Origin of the sequence: Micromonospora sp. BL1 (assembly GCF_003667485.1) — a bacterium.
GTDB lineage: Bacteria > Actinomycetota > Actinomycetes > Mycobacteriales > Micromonosporaceae > Micromonospora > Micromonospora tulbaghiae.
Genome location: NZ_RCVK01000222.1, coordinates 17223 through 33369, shown reverse-complemented (window position 1 = coordinate 33369; position 16147 = coordinate 17223). Strand labels below are relative to the sequence as shown.

20 protein-coding genes and 1 riboswitch are annotated in these 16147 nt (G+C 73.8%); of the genes, 11 read left to right on the top strand and 9 right to left on the bottom strand.

The features are described from left to right. Nucleotides 1–55: 55 nt before the first annotated feature. Together EAD96_RS12980 and EAD96_RS12975 are read left to right on the top strand one after the other, a co-directional pair. Nucleotides 56–811 carry a cyclopropane-fatty-acyl-phospholipid synthase family protein gene (locus EAD96_RS12980; protein WP_120571944.1) on the top strand — a complete coding sequence of 252 codons (756 nt, stop codon included), beginning with the start codon at nucleotides 56–58 and terminating at the stop codon, nucleotides 809–811. 38 nt (nucleotides 812–849) lie between these two features. Continuing rightward, nucleotides 850–1275 carry an ATP-binding protein gene (locus EAD96_RS12975; protein ID WP_120571945.1) on the top strand — a complete coding sequence of 142 codons (426 nt, stop codon included), beginning with the start codon at nucleotides 850–852 and terminating at the stop codon, nucleotides 1273–1275. Nucleotides 1276–1317: 42 nt separating this feature from the next. Here EAD96_RS12975 and EAD96_RS12970 read toward each other — a convergent pair whose 3' ends face one another. Continuing rightward, on the bottom strand, nucleotides 1318–2166 hold the full coding sequence (locus tag EAD96_RS12970) for a DUF3152 domain-containing protein (protein WP_199733155.1): 849 nt from the start codon (nucleotides 2164–2166) through the stop codon (nucleotides 1318–1320). A gap of 138 nt (nucleotides 2167–2304) precedes the next feature. On the opposite strand from EAD96_RS12970, the gene EAD96_RS12965 reads away from it, so the two are divergent. The 3 genes from EAD96_RS12965 to EAD96_RS12955 all read left to right on the top strand — a co-directional run bounded on the left by EAD96_RS12965 (nucleotide 2305) and on the right by EAD96_RS12955 (nucleotide 5202). After that, complete coding sequence (locus EAD96_RS12965) at nucleotides 2305–3495, top strand: DUF2786 domain-containing protein (protein ID WP_121684424.1); 1191 nt, start codon at nucleotides 2305–2307, stop codon at nucleotides 3493–3495. Between the two features lie 100 nt (nucleotides 3496–3595). Next, nucleotides 3596–3955, top strand: coding sequence for a YciI family protein (locus EAD96_RS12960; RefSeq protein ID WP_233585707.1), 360 nt, complete (start codon nucleotides 3596–3598; stop codon nucleotides 3953–3955). Then, complete coding sequence (locus EAD96_RS12955) at nucleotides 3952–5202, top strand: RNA polymerase sigma factor (RefSeq protein WP_121684423.1); 1251 nt, start codon at nucleotides 3952–3954, stop codon at nucleotides 5200–5202. Before EAD96_RS12960 ends, EAD96_RS12955 begins: the two co-directional genes overlap by 4 nt. A 66-nt stretch (nucleotides 5203–5268) precedes the next feature. Here EAD96_RS12955 and EAD96_RS12950 read toward each other — a convergent pair whose 3' ends face one another. The 4 genes from EAD96_RS12950 to EAD96_RS12935 all read right to left on the bottom strand — a co-directional run bounded on the left by EAD96_RS12950 (nucleotide 5269) and on the right by EAD96_RS12935 (nucleotide 8996). After that, the gene (locus tag EAD96_RS12950; RefSeq protein ID WP_013283784.1) at nucleotides 5269–5442 is read right to left on the bottom strand and encodes a CsbD family protein; all 174 of its coding nucleotides are present in this window, start codon (nucleotides 5440–5442) and stop codon (nucleotides 5269–5271) included. A 67-nt stretch (nucleotides 5443–5509) separates the two neighbouring features. Next, entirely contained in the window at nucleotides 5510–7765 is a 2256-nt protein-coding gene (locus EAD96_RS12945; RefSeq protein WP_120571950.1) for a cation-translocating P-type ATPase, read from the bottom strand. 17 nt (nucleotides 7766–7782) lie between these two features. Next, nucleotides 7783–8754, bottom strand: coding sequence for a hypothetical protein (locus tag EAD96_RS12940; protein ID WP_121684422.1), 972 nt, complete (start codon nucleotides 8752–8754; stop codon nucleotides 7783–7785). Between the two features lie 35 nt (nucleotides 8755–8789). Continuing rightward, nucleotides 8790–8996: a heavy-metal-associated domain-containing protein gene (locus EAD96_RS12935; protein ID WP_120571952.1), complete on the bottom strand. Its 207-nt coding sequence runs from the start codon at nucleotides 8994–8996 to the stop codon at nucleotides 8790–8792. Between the two features lie 80 nt (nucleotides 8997–9076). Here EAD96_RS12935 and EAD96_RS12930 point away from each other — a divergent pair, with 80 nt between their 5' ends. The 4 genes from EAD96_RS12930 to EAD96_RS12915 all read left to right on the top strand — a co-directional run bounded on the left by EAD96_RS12930 (nucleotide 9077) and on the right by EAD96_RS12915 (nucleotide 12465). Continuing rightward, on the top strand, nucleotides 9077–9376 hold the full coding sequence (locus EAD96_RS12930) for a metal-sensitive transcriptional regulator (protein ID WP_013283780.1): 300 nt from the start codon (nucleotides 9077–9079) through the stop codon (nucleotides 9374–9376). 125 nt (nucleotides 9377–9501) lie between these two features. Then, on the top strand, nucleotides 9502–9711 hold the full coding sequence (locus EAD96_RS12925; RefSeq protein ID WP_121684421.1) for an SHOCT domain-containing protein: 210 nt from the start codon (nucleotides 9502–9504) through the stop codon (nucleotides 9709–9711). A 161-nt stretch (nucleotides 9712–9872) separates the two neighbouring features. After that, nucleotides 9873–11147 carry a YibE/F family protein gene (locus EAD96_RS12920; RefSeq protein ID WP_121684420.1) on the top strand — a complete coding sequence of 425 codons (1275 nt, stop codon included), beginning with the start codon at nucleotides 9873–9875 and terminating at the stop codon, nucleotides 11145–11147. A gap of 154 nt (nucleotides 11148–11301) precedes the next feature. Continuing rightward, nucleotides 11302–11433, top strand: a riboswitch (cyclic di-AMP (ydaO/yuaA leader). A 3-nt stretch (nucleotides 11434–11436) separates the two neighbouring features. Continuing rightward, nucleotides 11437–12465, top strand: coding sequence for a hypothetical protein (locus EAD96_RS12915; protein WP_121684419.1), 1029 nt, complete (start codon nucleotides 11437–11439; stop codon nucleotides 12463–12465). Nucleotides 12466–12522: 57 nt separating this feature from the next. On the opposite strand, the gene EAD96_RS12910 is transcribed toward EAD96_RS12915, so the two are convergent. Continuing rightward, nucleotides 12523–13176: a carbonic anhydrase gene (locus tag EAD96_RS12910; RefSeq protein ID WP_121684418.1), complete on the bottom strand. Its 654-nt coding sequence runs from the start codon at nucleotides 13174–13176 to the stop codon at nucleotides 12523–12525. 167 nt (nucleotides 13177–13343) lie between these two features. Between EAD96_RS12910 and EAD96_RS12905 the strand changes: the two genes are divergently transcribed. Beyond that, nucleotides 13344–13685 (top strand): helix-turn-helix domain-containing protein, encoded by a 342-nt coding sequence (locus EAD96_RS12905; RefSeq protein WP_120571957.1) that lies wholly within the window; start codon nucleotides 13344–13346, stop codon nucleotides 13683–13685. A 56-nt stretch (nucleotides 13686–13741) separates the two neighbouring features. Then, a complete protein-coding gene (mycP, locus tag EAD96_RS12900) occupies nucleotides 13742–14980 on the top strand; it encodes a type VII secretion-associated serine protease mycosin (protein WP_233585693.1) in 1239 nt (412 codons plus the stop codon). Between the two features lie 60 nt (nucleotides 14981–15040). On the opposite strand, the gene EAD96_RS12895 is transcribed toward mycP, so the two are convergent. The 3 genes from EAD96_RS12895 to EAD96_RS12885 form a co-directional block, all read right to left on the bottom strand. After that, nucleotides 15041–15322: a WXG100 family type VII secretion target gene (locus EAD96_RS12895; RefSeq protein ID WP_013283773.1), complete on the bottom strand. Its 282-nt coding sequence runs from the start codon at nucleotides 15320–15322 to the stop codon at nucleotides 15041–15043. Between the two features lie 28 nt (nucleotides 15323–15350). Continuing rightward, a complete protein-coding gene (locus EAD96_RS12890) occupies nucleotides 15351–15659 on the bottom strand; it encodes a WXG100 family type VII secretion target (protein ID WP_013283772.1) in 309 nt (102 codons plus the stop codon). Between the two features lie 214 nt (nucleotides 15660–15873). Beyond that, the gene (locus EAD96_RS12885; protein WP_121684417.1) at nucleotides 15874–16143 is read right to left on the bottom strand and encodes a hypothetical protein; all 270 of its coding nucleotides are present in this window, start codon (nucleotides 16141–16143) and stop codon (nucleotides 15874–15876) included. Nucleotides 16144–16147 lie beyond the last annotated feature (4 nt).

The window sequence follows — 16147 nt, the reverse complement described above, 5'->3', positions numbered from 1 at the left end:
GGCCCAGACCGGAATTCCGTTGCTCCGCGTCACCGGGCGGCGGCACCCTCCACGGATGACCTCACCGGACCTGCCGCGCCAGTTCACCATCCGCGAGGGCGAGCTGCGCGTCCTCAACCCGATCGACGACGTCAAGCTGGCCACACTGGGCCGGGCGATCCGATTGCGCCCCGGCGACGAGCTGCTGGATCTGTGCAGCGGCAAGGGGGAACTGCTCTGCACCTGGGCCCGGGACCACGGGATCACCGGCACCGGGGTCGACCTGAGCACCGTCTTCACCGCCGCCGCCCGGGAACGCGCCGCCGAACTGGGCGTGGCCGACCGGGTACGTTTCGTGCACGGCGACGCCGCGGCGTACACCCCGGAGCGGCCGGTCGACGTGGCCGCCTGCGTCGGCGCGACCTGGATCGGCGGCGGGGTGCCCGGGACGCTGGAGCTGCTCGACCGGGCGTTGCGGCCGGGAGGCATGGCGCTCGTCGGCGAGCCCTACTGGCGGCGGGACCCGCCGGACGACGAGGCGGTCACCGGCTCGCACGCCCGGTCCCGCGACGAGTTCACCGACCTGCCCGGCCTGGTCGCGTCGTTCGGCGACTGCGGCTGGGATCTGGTCGAGATGGTCCTCGCCGACCAGGACAGCTGGGACCGGTACGCCGCCGCGCACTGGCTGAACCTGCGCCGCTGGCTCGACGCCAACCCGGACGACGAACTGGCCCCGGAACTGCGGCGGGAGCTGACCGAGGATCCGCTGCGGTACGTCCGCTTCCAGCGCGAGTACCTGGGGTGGGGCGTCTTCGCGCTGCTGCGGCGCTGATCTGCTTAACGAACGGCTACGCAGGGTAAAGCCAGATCATGGGACAGTTGCGCACCTCGCCGCCGCCACCACAGGCCTCGGAGCTGGAGCGATGGGTGCTTGACAGTCCCGAGGATCTGCGCGGCCTGCGCGCGTCGCTGCGCGAGGCGCTGAACCGGCACGGGCTGGTGCAGGGTGAGGACCTGGACGAGGTGCCGCACCTGGTCGTGCTGGTCGCCACCGAACTGGCGAGCAACGCGTTGCGGCACGGCCGCCCGCCCACGATCATCACGTTGCTCGCCACCGACGACCGGTTCCTGCTCGACGTGGCCGACCACGACGTCAGTTCGGTGCCGGAGCTGACCGACATCAGCCCGACGGACTCGGGCGGGCGGGGCCTGTTCCTGGCCCAGTCGGTCTCGCTGGACGTGGGCTGGTACGCCACCGAGAAGACCAAGAACATCTGGGCCTCGTTCTCCCGGTGACGGCCCGGCCGGGCCACGCGTCGGCCCGGCCGCCGGGCCGGCTCAGCGGTCGCCGGCCGGGACCGGGTCGTCGTACTGACCGGGCGGCCCGGCCAGCGGTTCCCCGCCCACCAGCGGCCACGGGTTCGGCGTGCAGCCGTGCAGGCCGAGCGTCTGCTGCACCATCACCGGCGCCGGGCCACCGGCGCGGGGGCAGCGCTCGTGGCCGCGGCCCAGCCGGTGACCGACCTCGTGGTTGAGCAGGTACTGCCGGTACCGGGAGAGATCGCTGACGTGCGGCACCCCGTACACCCAGCGGGCCACGTTGATCACCACCCGGTCGCCGTTGCGGCAGGACGTGTAGCGGTCGCTCGGGTCGCCGCACAACCGCCCGCGCGTCACCGGCGTGGTGAGCAGCACCGTGAAGTCGGCCCGGTCGTCGCGGCCCACCCGTTGCAGCCGCCACCGGCCGTCGCCGGTCCAGCCGCGCCGGTCGGCGAGGGTGGCGGCCACGTCCCGGGCGAAGCGGTCCACGTCCACGTTGCGGATGCCGTCCTCGACCGCGACCCGGTAGCGCAGCAGCTCACCGGCGCTACCGGCGACCGCGCCGACCGTGTCGGCGGTCCGGAAGGTGCCGGCGCCCCGGGCCGGATAGCCGATGCCGGGGGCCACCCGGCCGGCCGCCGGGACCGGCGTCGGCGCGGCGCTCGGCGTGGGGCGGGCGCCCGGTGTGGGCGCGCTCGGTGCCGCCGCCGGCACGGTCCGCCGGACCTCGATGCGGTCCAGCAGGTCCGGATGCCGCGCGGCGTACCCGCCGGCGGCGAGCGCGGCACCGACCAGGACCACCGCCAGGAACCGCCCTGATCGCGACTTCCGCCGTCGCCGGTGCAGCCCCCGGTCATGCCCGCCCACGTCGATCTCCGTCCGTCGCCCCGCCCCGCTCCGGGCAGGAGTACGGACGCCGGGCCCGGACGGTTGAACGGGCGGCCGGGTACCGTCGGTGCCGGGGTGGACGACCTGCCGCCTGTCGGAGCCCAGGGAGAGCCACCCGTGTCACCAGCCGAGCAACTGCTCGACGCCGCCGTCGCGACCGCGCGCGGCACCGACGTACGCGCTGCCGAGCGAGCCCTCGACGGGCTCGTGGTCGCCGACGGCGCAGCAGTGGACGCGGCGCTGCTCGCCCGGCTGACCCGGGACGTGGGCCGGCTCTGGCCGCGTGGCTGGCAGCCCGCGGACCTGGACCGGCTCGCCACCCGGCGGCTCACCCCGCGCGGCGCCCGGCTGCTGCGCGACGCGATGGCCGCGCAGCGGCGCACCCTGCCCGCGCCGGTCCCGGCCTGGTTCGACGAACAGCTCACCGAGACCGGTGCCCGCTGGGACGACGACGCGGGCTGGCTGGACCGGCGGGCCGACGGCGACCGGATCACCACGCTGCGGGACGCGGTCGACGCGGTCGTCCTGGTGGCGGGGCTGCCGCCGGTCGCGGCGCTCCGCCCGCCACCCGGCTCGGCCGGCACCGCGCTTGCCGCCGCGACGCCGAGCGGTTCCCGGATGCTCGACCGGGTACGCGCGCTGCTGGCCAAGGCCGAGTCGACCGGCTACCCGGCCGAGGCGGAGGCGTTCACCGCGAAGGCGCAGGAGCTGATGGCCCGGCACAGCATCGACGCGGCGCTGCTCGACGCCGGGGCCGAGCGGTCCGGCGGCCCGGGCGGCGTGCGGATCGGCGTCGACGCCCCGTACGCGGCGGCGAAGGCGCTGCTGATCCAGGAGGTGGCGGCGGCGAACCGGTGCGAGTCGGTGTGGTCCGACGACCTGGGCTTCGCCACGGTGCTCGGCTTCCCGGCCGACCTGGCGGCGGTCGAGCTGTTGCACACCTCGCTGCTCGTGCAGGCCACCGCCGCGATGCTGCGCGGCCGGGGTGAGCGCGGCCGGGCCGGTGGGCGGCGCACGAAGGGCTACGACGAGTCGTTCCTCAACGCTTTCGCGCTGCGCATCGGCGACCGGCTGCGGGAGGCGAGCGCGGCGGCGGCCGAGGAACTCGACGACGACCGCCTGCTGCCGGTGCTCGCGGCCCGCTCGGACGCCGTCCGGGAACGCGTCGACCAGCTCTTCCCGGGCACCACCCGGCACCGGCTCCAGGTGCGCGACGAGCAGGGCTGGGTCTCCGGCACCAGCGCGGCCGACCGGGCCTCGCTCGACCCGGGCCGACCGGCGCGCCGTCCGCTTCGCGGGGGTCGCTGAACTTCCCGGGGGATGATGTCGGATCGGGCGGACCGGCTCCGACCCGTCTGCGAGGCGCCACCGCCGGTGGCCCGCATCCGAGGAGTGCACCGTGAAGTACATGCTGCTGATCTGGAACCGGCCCGGCTTCGTGGAGGAGCTGACCGAGGCGGAGCGCACCGCGATCTTCGGTGAGGTCGACGAGATCATGAAGGAGCTGACCGAGTCCGGCGAGCTGGTCGGCGGCGAGGCGCTGGCCCACCCCTCGCAGACCCGTACGGCCCGCCCGGCGGCCGGCGGCGTCGAGATCACCGACGGGCCGTTCATGGAGAGCAAGGAGCAGTTCGCCGGCTACCTGACCGTCGACTGCGAGACCCCGGAACGGGCCGCCGAGATCGCCGCGCGCTGGCCGGACGTCCGGCACGGTTTCGGCGTGCTGGAGGTGCGCGCGGTGATGGAGCAGGCCGGGACGGAGATGTGACAGCACCTGTGGTCGAGGACCTGCTGCGCACGCTCGCGCCGCAGGTCCTCGGCGTGCTGGTCCGCCGTCACGGCCAGTTCTACGCCTGCGAGGACGCCGTCCAGGAGGCGCTGCTCGCCGCCGCCGTGCAGTGGCCGGAGCAGGGCCTGCCGGACCATCCCCGCTCCTGGCTGGTCACCGTCGCCACGCGCCGGCTCACCGACGAGTGGCGCAGCGAGCACGCCCGCCGGGAACGCGAGGTGGCGGTGGCGGTCCGGCAGCCCGCGTACGCGGCGGTCGCCCCGCCCGCCGACGAGGAGCCGCCCGGCGCCGACGACACGCTGAAGCTGCTGTTCCTCTGCTGTCATCCGGCGTTGCCGGTGAGCGGGCAGGTGGCGCTCACGCTGCGTGCCGTGGGCGGGTTGAGTACGGCCGAGATCGCCCGCGCGTACCTGGTGCCGGAGGCGACGATGAGCCAGCGGATCCGCAGGGCGAAGCAGCGGATCGAGGCGGCCGGCGCGCGTTTCACGCTGCCCTCGCCGGCCGACCGGGACGAGCGGCTGGGCGCGGTGCTGCGCGTGCTCTACCTGATCTTCAACGAGGGCTACACCGCGTCCAGCGGCGAGGCGCTGCACCGGGCCGAGCTGACCGGGGAGGCGATCCGGCTGACCCGGGAGCTGCGCCGGTTGCTGCCGGACGACGGCGAGGTGGCCGGGCTGCTGGCGCTGATGCTGCTCACCGACGCGCACCGGGCCGCCCGTACCGGGCCGGACGGCGAGCTGGTGCCGCTGGCCGAGCAGGACCGCGGGCGGTGGGACCGGGACGCGACCGCCGAGGGGGCGGCGCTGGTGACCGAGGCGCTCACCTGGTCGGCGCCGGGGCCGTACCAGGTGCAGGCGGCGATCGCCGCGGTGCACGCGGAGGCGCCCACCGCCGAGGACACCGACTGGCGGCAGATCGTCGCGCTCTACCGGGTGCTCGCGCGGGTCGCGCCGAACCCGATGGTCACGCTCAACCAGGCCGTCGCGGTGGCCATGGTGGACGGCCCGCGTGCCGGGCTGGCGCTGCTGGCCACGCTCGACGGCGACGACCGGACCGCGGGCCACCACCGGCTCGCAGCCGTCCGCGCGCACCTGCTCGACCTGGCCGGCGACCGTACGGCGGCCCGGGCCGCGTACCTGGCCGCCGCGCGGGCCACCACGAGCCTGCCGGAACGGCGTTACCTGGAGGTACGCGCCGCGCGCCTGGCCGGTGACCGGCCGCGCTGACCCGCGCCTGGACAGCACTCCGGGCCGGCCCGTGGGCCGACCCGGTGGTGTGTGTGCGTCGCGTACTCAGCTCTTGAAGGCGTCCTTGATCTTCTCGCCGGCCTGCTTGAGCTTGGCGCCCGCCTGGTCGTTGCGGCCCTCGGCCTCGAGGCGCTCGTTGTCGGTCGCCCGGCCGACGCCCTCCTTGACCTTGCCCGCGGTGTCCTGGGAAGCGTTGTCGATCTTGTCGTCCAGACCCATGATGACCTCCACTGATGCGGTTGCCTGACGACAACTGGTTACCCCGTCGGCCGTCGGCTCAACCCCCTCACCCGATCGGGCGGAAGCGCCGCAGCCGCAGGCTGTTGCCCACCACGAAGACCGACGAGAACGCCATGGCCGCCCCGGCGAGCATCGGGTTGAGCAGCCCGGCCGCCGCCAGCGGCAGCGCCGCGACGTTGTAGGCGAACGCCCAGAACAGGTTGCCCTTGATGATCGCCAGCGTCCGGCGGGAGAGCCGGATGGCGTCCGCCGCGACCATCAGGTCGCCCCGGACCAGCGTCAGGTCGGCGGCCTCGATGGCCGCGTCGGTGCCGGTGCCCATGGCCAGCCCGAGGTCGGCCCGGGCCAGCGCGGCGGCGTCGTTCACCCCGTCGCCGACCATGGCGACCACCCGGCCCTCGCGCTGGAGCCGCTCGACCACGTCGACCTTGTCGGCGGGCAGCACCTCCGCGATCACCTCGTCGATGCCGACCTCGGCCGCCACCGCCTTCGCCACAGTGGTGTTGTCGCCGGTGAGCAGCACCGGCTTCAGGCCCAGCTCACGCAGCCGGGCGACCGCCGCCCGGCTGGTCGGCTTCACCGCGTCGGCCACCGCGAGCACACCGCGGGCCCGCCCGTCCCAGCCGGCCAGGATCGCCGTCCGCCCGGCGGCCTCCGCGCCGGTCGCGGCCCGCACGACCTCCTCGGGTACGTCGAGACCCCGCTCCCGCAGCAGCCGGGCCCGGCCGACCACCACGGTCCGGCCGTCGACGGTGCCGGTCACGCCCAGCCCTTCGGCGTTGGCGAACTCGCCGACCGGCGGCAGTGCCCCGGCCTCGGCCGCAGCCTCGGCGACGGCGCGCGCGATCGGGTGCTCGGAGGCGGCCTCCAGCGCGCCGGCCACCCGGAGCAGCTCGGCGGCGTCCTCTCCGTCGGCCGGCAGCACCTCGGCCAGCGCCATCCGGCCGGTGGTGACGGTGCCGGTCTTGTCCAGCACCACTGTGTCGACCCGGCGGGTGGACTCCAGCACCTCCGGCCCCTTGATCAGCACACCGAGCTGCGCGCCGCGCCCGGTGCCGACGAGCAGCGCGGTCGGCGTGGCCAGGCCGAGCGCGCACGGGCAGGCGATGATCAGTACGGCCACCGCGGCGGTGAACGCGGCGGTCGGCCCGGAGCCGGTGCCGAGCCACCAGCCGAGCGTGCCGGCGGCCAGCGCGATCACGATCGGCACGAACACGCCGGAGATCCGGTCGGCGAGCCGCTGCACCGCCGCCTTGCCGGTCTGCGCCTGCTCCACCAGCCGCGCCATCTGGGCGAGCTGCGTGTCGCCGCCGATCCGGGTGGCCCGGACCACCAGCCGGCCGCCGGCGTTCACAGTCGCGCCGACCACGGCGTCGCCGGGCCCCACCTCGACCGGCACGGACTCGCCGGTGAGCATGCTGGCGTCGACCGCCGACGTGCCCTCCTCGACCACGCCGTCGGTGGCGACCTTCTCGCCGGGCCGGACCACGAACCGGTCACCGACCGCGAGCCGGCCGACCGGGATCCGGGTCTCCTGCCCGTCGCGCAGCACCGCCACGTCCTTGGCGCCGAGTTCGAGCAGGGCGCGCAGCGCCGACCCGGCGGTGCGCTTGGAGCGGGCCTCGAAATACCGCCCGGCCAGGATGAACACGGTCACCCCGGCGGCGGCCTCCAGGTAGATGTTGCCGGCTCCGTCGCCGCGGGTAATGGCGAAGCTGAACGCGTGCGTCATCCCGGGCATGCCGGCGGTGCCGAGGAACAGGGCCCAGAGCGACCAGCCGAACGCGGCCAGCGTGCCGAGCGAGACGAGCGTGTCCATGGTCGCGGCGCCGTGCCGCAGGTTGACCAGCGCGGCGCGGTGGAACGGCAGCCCGCCCCAGACCACCACCGGGGCGGCCAGGGTGAGCGAGGCCCATTGCCAGTAGTCGAACTGCCAGGCCGGAACCATGGCGAGCACGATCACCGGCAGGGTGAGCACGGCGGAGACCCAGAGCCGCGTACGCGCCGTGCGCAGCTCGTCCACCGGCTCCCCGGCCGTGGCGGCGTCCGCCTGCTCGGGCGGCGGCGGCACCACTGCGGTGTAGCCGGTCTTCTCGACGGTGGCGATCAGGTCGGCCGGCGCGATGTCGTCGGCGTACCGGACGGTGGCCTTCTCGGTGGCGTAGTTCACGGTCGCCTCGACGCCGTCCATCCGGTTGAGCTTCTTCTCGATCCGGGCGGCGCAGGACGCGCAGGTCATCCCGCCGATCGCCAGTTCGATCAGGTTCGGCGCGGTGGGCAGCGCCTTTCCCGTGGCAGTCATCGCGGCACCTCCGGCGCTCAACTGTGCCCGTGCCCCGGGGTGCCGTGTCCGGCGTCCGGGGTCGGTGCGGTGGTGGATGCCGGCGCGGCGGGCGCGGGCGCGGTCCGGTCGCCGGCCAGGACGGTGAACTCGGCGGTGTGCACCGCGTCGCCGTGCCGGAAGTCCAGGTAGAGACGGTACGCCCCGGCGGAGGGCACCTCGGCCGCGAACGTGATCGCCGGACCGGCGGGGGTGCGCCCGTCGCCGGGCATCCCCTCCGGGTGCACGTGCAGGTACGCCAGGTCGCCCTGCCGCAGCGCCACCAGGTGCCCGTACGCGCCGAGGTAGGGCTGAAGGTCGGTGACCGGCCGCCCGTCGCGGCTGACGGAGAGCGTGAGCCGGCTGGTGCGGCCCGGCTCCGGCGTTCCGGCCAGGGTGACGGTGTAGCCGTCGACTGTGGTGCTGGTCACCGGCGCCGGCAGCGGCCTGGCGGTCAGCTCGCCGGGGACCGTGACGTCCAGGCCGAGGGTCAGCGGCTCGCCGCCCTCGGGGGTGAAGTCGGCGAAGGCCCGCCAGACGCCGGGGCCTCCGAGCGGCGAGGCGACCCGCCAGGTGCCGTCGCCGGTCATCTCCGGGTGGACGTGCCGGAACCCGGACAGGTCCCGGCGGGCGACGATCAGGTGCATGCGCTTGTCGTGGGCCACCTCGAAGCGGGTGACCGGCGCGCCGTCCGGGCCGGTGATCCGGAAGGCGAACTGCCCGGCCGGGGCGGTGGCGGGCTGGAACGTGTAGCCGCGTTCGGAGACGAGCAGCCCGCCGGGCAGGTGCGCGGAGGCGCCGCTCTCGTCACCGTGGCCGGTGTCGCCGGCCCCGTGGTCGCTGTCGCTGTCGTCGTGGCGGGTCTCGGCGGCCGGGGCGACGGGATCGGCCAGGTTGCCGATCCCGTACGCCGCGCCGAACACCGCCACGAGGCCGAGGGCGAAGCCGCTGAGCTTCGTCGCCGTGTTCATGGTGTCTCCTCGGTTTCTACGGGTCGTCGGACCCGTCACGCACCGACGAGGTCGTAGCCGGCCTCGTCGACCGCCGCGCGGACCGCGTCCGCGTCCAGCGGGTTCTGACTGGTGACGGTGACCCGGCCGCTGGCCAGGTCGACCTGGACGTCGGTGACGCCCGGCAGTGCGCTCAGCTCGGTGCTCACCGAGTTGACGCAGTGCCCGCAGGTCATGCCGCTCACCTGGTAGGTGGTCTCCATCTCGCCCTCCGATCTGATACCCCCCAGGGGTACGTTCGGAACGTTAGCATACCCCCGAGGGGTACGCTATCCTCGGTTTCATGACCGCGCCGTCCAGCCCGACCCGGGGCTACACCGCCAGCAAGGACCAACTCCTCGCCCGGCTCCGCCGGATCGAGGGCCAGGTCCGTGGCATCGAGAAGATGGTCGAGGACGACCGATACTGCATCGACGTGCTGACCCAGATCTCGGCCATCCAGGCGGCGCTGGACAAGGTCGGCCTGGGCCTGCTCGACGGCCACGCCCGGCACTGCATGCACGAGGGCGCCGCCGAGGGCCGGGCCGACGAGATGGCGACCGAGATGATGGCCGCCGTCGGCCGCCTGATGAAGCGCGGCTGAGCGGGACCTCCGGCCCTCGTAGCGGGGCACATCGACCCGCGCCGACGCGGTCGTGCCGGTCGTACCGTCGAAGTGGCGGGCAGGCCGGCCCGGCGGACCCGCGGCGACGGACGGAGGGCGGCCCGATGATGTGGCAGAGCCCGATGATGGGCTGGATGTGGATCTGGTCCCTGCTGGTGCTCGCGGTGCTGGCGGGGCTCGTCTGGGCGGCCGTGCGGTGGACCGGCCCGCAGTACCTGGGCCCGACGACGGCCAGGCGCATCCTGGACGAGCGGTACGCCCGCGGCGAGATCGACGAGGACGAGTACCGGCGACGCCGGGCCGGCCTGGGCTGATCCGCGCGGAGCGCGTCACGGTCACGGTGCCCGGAAGCGCCCGGCCGGGTTGCCTACCATGGCCGGGCGACGACCCGGACGTGGTCGACACGTCCACGCCGGCCGGGTGACCAGACCGGTCCGGCGGACCAGGCGTCGCCGCGACCGTTGGGAGAGACGCCATGGGTGCCGACCACACCCACCCCGCACCCGCCGCGCCGCCGGGCGTACGACGGCTGCTCGTCGCCGTGGTGGTGCCGCTGTTCGTGATCACCGTGATCGCGGCGCTGGTGCTCTGGCCCCGGCAGGACCGGGAGCCGGTCGGCGGCGCGGACGTCCCCCGCTACCACGGCACCGTGACCCGGGTGGTCACCGAACCCTGCCCGCCGACCCCGGAGTCCCCGGACGGCGCAGGTGGCCCCTGCGGCACGGTGACGGCGACCGTCGAGCAGGGCCCGGACGCGGGCCGGCAGGTCGAGACACCGATCCCGGCCGGGCCGGGCGCACCCCGGGTCGCGGTCGGCGACGAGGTCGTCCTGGTCGAGCTGACCGACCCGGCCGACCCGGCGGTGAAGTCCTACAACATCGCCGAACACCAGCGCGGCACGCCACTGATCTGGCTGATGGTGCTCTTCGCCGCCGCGATCGTGGCGTTCGGCCGCTGGCGCGGTCTCGCCGCGCTCGGCGGCCTGGTGGCCAGCTTCGCCATCCTGCTCGGCTTCGTGCTGCCGGGCATCGGCGCCGGTCAGCCTCCGCTGCTGGTGGCGATCGTGGGCGCCGCGTTGATCATGTTCGTGGTGCTCTACCTGACCCACGGCGTCACCGCGCAGACGTCGGTGGCGGTGCTCGGCACGCTCGGCAGCCTGGTGGTCACCGGCGTGCTCGGCCTGCTCGCCACGTCCGCCACCCACCTGACCGGATTCGGCAGCGAGGACGCCACCACGCTGTCCATGTTCCAGGGCGACGTGGACCTGCACGGCCTGCTGCTGGCCGGCATCATCATCGGCTCGCTGGGCGTGCTGGACGACGTCACGGTCACCCAGGCGGCCACCGTCACCGAACTGGCGCACGCCAACCCCGGCCTGTCCCGGCGGCAGCTCTACCGGGCCGCGACCCGGGTCGGCCGGGCGCACATCGCGTCCACCGTCAACACCATCGTGCTGGCGTACGCGGGCGCCTCGCTGCCGCTGCTGCTCCTGCTGGTCGCCGACTCCCGCCCGGTGAGCGAGATCCTCACGAGCGAGTTCCTCGCCCAGGAGATCGTCCGCAGCGCGGTGGCCACGCTCGGCCTGATCGCCGCCGTACCGCTGACGACCGGACTGGCCGCGGTCGTGACCACCGCCGGACGGCGCTCGCGCGGCGCGGAGCCGGCGCCACCCGCGGCCCGGCCGCCGGCCGGACGGGACGACGCGCTGGAGGCGCTCGGCGGCGGGAAGAGCACGGAGGCCGCATGGTGACACTCCGCAGCGTGACCATCGATCTCAAACGCGACGCTGGTCACGGTGCGCCACGGCGAAATCTCGCTATTGGTCGGCTTCCGGACGTAGATCCTCAGGAGTGCTGTCAGGTAACCTCGCTGCCGGTCACCGCCGAAGGCGCGCACCGGCGCCAGCGGTGCCGCCGCCCAATCGCCCGCGGGCGAGCCGGGGAACCAGGTACATGGGGTGAATCCGCGACAGCGGTAGGGGCCACTTCCGTCCCGAACCCGTCAGCTAACCCGGTCGGCGGCCGACGGAAGGGAACACTGTGACGGCACCCCTGCGCCGCTGGCTGACACCCGTGGTGGCCGTGCTGACCTCGCTGGCAGTGCTGGCCGGGCCGGCCCCGGCGACCGCGGCCCCCACCGCGGCGGCACCCGGCACCCCCTCGGGGCACGAGGAGGACGGCGAACCGCCGCTCATCACCGAGGCGATCGACGCCGCCAACCGGAACTTCCTCCAGGCCAAGGCGAAGCTCGCCAAGTCGCAGGACCGCCAGCGGCGGCTGGCGGCCGAGGTGAAGACGGCACAGGCCGAACTCGACGCGCTCAGCCCGCAGGTCAACCAGCTCGCCGCCCAGTCCTACCGGACCGGCCGGATGGGCGCCATGGCGATGCTGCTGGAGAGCAACTCACCCGACTCGTTCGTCCGCCGGGTCAACGCCCTGGACGAGCTGAACCTCCTCAACGCGCAGCGCCTGGCCGCCATCAACGCGGTCAAGACCCGCGCCGAGCAGGCCAAGATCGCGCTCGACGCCGAGGTGCGCGAGCAGGAGAAGCAGAAGAACGCGATGGAGCGCGAGAAGGTGCAGGCCGAGCGCGCGCTGAAGCTCGTCGGCGGTCTCGGCTTCACCGGCGGCCTGGTCTCCGCCACCTCACCGGTCGCCAAGATCGCCCCCGGCCGCACGGCCGACGGCGGCTGGAAGGCCGAGTCGTGCAGCGAGGACGACCCCACCACGTCGGGCTGCGTCACCCCGCGCACGCTGCACGCGTACAAGGAGGTCCGGCGCGCGGGCTTCAAGCGCTTCGTGGGCTGCTACCGGCCCGGCGGGCCGTGGGAGCACCCCAAGGGCAAGGCGTGCGACTGGTCGCTCCAGAACAGCGGCTTCGCGCCCTGGCACAACAACGACACCCGCCGGTACGGCAACGAGGTCGCCGCGTTCCTCATCCGCAACGCCGACCGGCTGGGCATCTACTACGTCATCTGGAACCGGCAGATCTGGTTCCCGGCCACCGGCTGGAGTTCGTACAGCGGACCGTCGAACCACACCGACCACGTCCACATGTCGCTGCTCTGACCCGGACACGGTAAAAGGGGCCGCCCTCGGGCGGCCCCTTTTCGTCTTCCCGGCGGCTCAGCCGGCCAGCGCCGGGTCGGCGGGCGCCGCCGGAGCGGGCAGCGGGGCCGGGGACTGCGCCACGGTCCGCACCTCGCCGCCGGCGAGCCGGTACGACATGCCCACCACCGTGCACCGCCCGGCCGCCACCCGCTCGGCCAGCACGGCGGAGCGGGCCAGCAGCGTCTCGACGGTCTGCGCGATGTGCACGTCGATGATGCCGTCGAGGTCGTTGACGCCCTGGCGGGAGGCGCGCAGCAGGCTGGGCGATACCGCGTCCACCACCGCGCCCAGGTGCCCGACCAGGGCGGCCCCGGTCCGGAACCCCTCCCGGGCGGCCTGGACCGCGCCGCACGAGTCGTGCCCGAGCACCACCACGAGCGGCGTGCCGAGCACGGTGACCGCGTACTCGACGCTGCCGAGCACCTCCGGCCCGGCGGTGTGCCCGGCCGTACGCACCACGAAGAGGTCACCGAGACCGCGGTCGAAGATGATCTCGGCGGCGAGCCGTGAGTCGGAGCAGCCGACGATCACCGCGAAGGGATGCTGGCCGTCGGCGACAGCCGCGCGGTGCCCGGCGTCCTGATTCGGATGCTGCGGGGCACCGGTGACGAACCGGTGGTTACCGGCACGCAGTTCGGTCAGTGCCTGCTCCGGGGTGCTCGGCGTCATGTCCCTCACCTCGTCTACCTGGGGAACTACCGGGCCGAACGGCCTCGCGACCCACGGTCACACGCACCTCGGGGCCCGTCAAGATTCGTGATACGCATTTCATACTTTCCCGTTGCCACCCGCCCTCGGCCCGCGCCGATTCGGCCGGTGGCGGCGGTGGCCATAGCATGACCACCATGGCGACCACACCAGTTGAGGACGGGAGCCGCCGTAACTGGACCTTCCTCACCAACCACGGCCACGTGCTGCTCGCGATCGCGCGCAACCCCACCGCCCGGCTGCGCGACGTGGCCGACGAGGTGGGCGTGACCGAACGGGCGGCCCAGGCCATCGTCGCCGACCTGGAGGCCGGGGGTTACCTGCGGCGCACGCGGGTGGGACGGCGCAACGAGTACACGATCAACCCGAAGGGCCGCTTCCGGCACCCGGCCGAGGCCGACCAGCAGGTCGGCGCCCTGCTGGCCCTCTTCGCCGCCGAGCCGGCCGGGGACGCCACCGCCGACAGGTGACCCGGACCGGCACCACGAGTGCCCGCGCGGGCGGGCACGGCGGGTAATCTCACCGCGTGCGCGACAGCTTGCGGCCGGGCGCGACCACGGGACGCGTCCGGGCCGGACACCGGATCAGGTCCGTCCTCTCCGGAGCGACGGTCACCGCCCTGCTCGGCGGCGCGCTGGCGGTGCCCGCGCCCGCGCAGGCCGCCCCGAAGTGCGGCCCGGCCGGCGGCCCCGCACCCACCGAGGTGCCGTGGGCGCTGAGCCGCCTCGACCCGGCCGCCGCGTGGCGGATCGGCAAGGGCGCGGGAACCACCGTGGCGGTGATCGACTCCGGGGTCTCGCCGGCCCACCCCCTGCTGCGCGGGCGGGTGCTGCCGGGTGAGGACTTCAACCAGCTCGTCCGCCTGAAGGGGCAGTGCGACCTGGTCGGCCACGGCACCATGGTCGCCGGCATCATCGCCGGCCGGGAGGGCACCGGCTCGCCGTACACCGGCATCGCGCCGGAGGCGAAGATCCTGCCGCTGCGGGTCCTGGCCGAGAACAAGGAGAACTTCGACCCGGACGTGCCGGCCGAGATCGGCAAGGCGATCCGCTGGGCCGTCGACCACGACGCCGACGTGATCAACCTGTCCCTGGTCACGCTGGACGACCCGGCGCTGAAGTCCGCGGTGCAGTACGCGCTCGCCAAGGACGTGGTGGTCGTCGCCTCCGCCGGCAACCGGCAGGAGAACCGGGAGGACCGGCCGGCCTATCCGGCGGCGTACGACGGTGTCGTGGCCGTCGCCGGAATCGACGAGCAGGGCGGGCACGTCGGCAGCTCGGTCAGCGGGGACTATGTGGACATCGCCGGGCCCGGCCTGAACATCGTCGGGCCCGCGCCGCAGGGCTCGGGATACCGGGCCGAGCCGCAGGGCGGGACGAGCTTCGCCACCGCGTACGTCTCCGGGGTGGCCGCGCTGGTGCGGGCCGCACACCCGGACATCAGCGCCGACGAGGTCGCCTACCGGCTGACCCGTACCGCCGACAACCCGCCCGACGGGCACAACGCCGAGGTCGGCTTCGGGATGGTCAACCCGTACCGGGCGGTCACCAGCCTGCTGGGCACCCGGAGCGATCCGCCGCTGGGCGCGATGCCGCCACCGGCGCCGCCCACCGATCCGCTGGCCTGGCAGCGCACCGTCGCGATCTGGGTGGCCGTCGTCGGCGCGCTGCTGGCCGGCGTCCTGCTGACGCTGCGCCCCATCGTGGTACGCGGACGCCGGCGCGGGTGGCGGCCCGGCCGGCGCGACGTCCCGCAGGACGCCTGACAAACACGACGGCTCCGCCCGGCGCGAGCCGGAGCGGAGCCGCTGTGGACCGGTCGGGGGTCAGTTGCCCCAGACCTTGGAGTTGCTCATCTCCGTGGTCATGTAGTTCTCGCGCGCGATGCCCACGGCGCCGCCGATCTCGTTCAGGACCTTGTTGATGTCCCGCACGGCGGCGTCCCACTGGGCCTGGTGCTGCTGGTAGGCGGCCCGGTCCTGGCCCTCCCACTCGAGCTTGGTCAGCATCGCCCGCAGCGTGTCCAGCTTCTCGTCGATGGTCCGCGAGATGGCCTGCATCTGCTGGTTGCTGCTCTCCAGAACAGCGTAATCAACCTTGATGCTCATCGATTCCTCCTCTGCCTGTCTTCGCGGATCACGGGTTGAGAGCAGCGTGGAACTTGTCCAGCATCTGCTGCTGCTCTTCGTCGTTGACCTGGTGCGTGGTGCCCGACTTGTCGAGCAGATCCGCGATGTTGTCCATCGCGGTCAGCAGCTTCGTGGTGTCCTCGTTCCAGCGAGTCATCAGGCTCTGGAAGCCCGTGGACGCCTGGCCCTTCCAGGCCATCGCCAGGTCGTCGACCACGTTCCACAGCTTCTTGAGCTCGCCGTCGACATCGCTGCGCGTGGACCGCACGTCACTCGCGGCGGTGTGCAGAGTCGCTGCACTGACCTCGAACGCCATGCTTCACACCCTTCCGTCATCTTGTGGCGGCGGTTCCGCCGCGCCCTCCCCCGCGGCAAGGCGTACACACCCCACCGACGGACACTTCATCCGAACCGTAGCGGACGATGTCCAACCCGCGCAGCCCTGCTGGCCCATCGTCGTATTCCGACATCCCACTGTCGACAGACGCGTTCTCGCACCCTCAGTACGGGTTGGACGGTCAAGCCCGAGGTCAGGACCGTTCGCGTGACGACTTGACGATCATCGACACGCCGAAGGCCAGCACCGCGACCAGCAGCACCACCACGGCCCACAGCATCGGCTTCTCGAACGCGCGCTGGAACGACAGCACCAGAAGCGCCGCGCAGGTGCTCAGCGACACCACCTCGGCGGCCCGCCGCAGCCGCACCGAGCGGGTCAGCGCGGCGAACAGCATCAGGACCACGAAGACCGGGATGGTCAGCAGGACGTACAGCAGCAGCGAGAAGAGCAGGGTGTCCATGCGT